Annotated in this window: 1 protein-coding gene; it reads left to right on the plus strand. The window is 33.1% G+C overall.

Going from position 1 to position 468, the window contains the following annotated elements; translation table 11 throughout:
- On the plus strand, positions 1–468 hold a 468-nt coding region (locus tag CQA44_RS12945; protein ID WP_181881928.1), incomplete at both ends, for a hypothetical protein.

Here is a 468-nt window from a genome sequence, read left to right on the forward strand (position 1 = left end):
CTAACATCAAACAAAGTACTCAAAACAGAAAACAATCTAGCCAAGATTCTCAATCTAGTAATAAAACACAAGTTGCTTCACGGAGCGGACAAACACAACATAACAACACTCATAAAACAGAATCTAGTGTCTATGTACCTCCTGTAACTTCTCAAGATTATTCAACAATCAATCATGCTGATAATAAAAAACGTGCAAAAATACAAGAGGAAAAAAATAATGATACTATCAAGCAAGTTAAAGATTCTAACAACATAAATCATCAAAATGCTACAAGCAAATCAGAGCATACAGAAAAGCAACAAAATAATGTCAAATCACAAGATTCTCGTGCAACACAAACAAGAGATTCAAAAGAAAATCAACAAACTAACATCACACAAAGTTCTCAAAACAGAAAGCAATCTAGCCAAGATTCTCAATCTAGTAGTAAAACACAAGTTGCTTCACGGAGCGGACAAACACAAC

This window comes from Helicobacter sp. MIT 14-3879 (assembly GCF_003364125.1).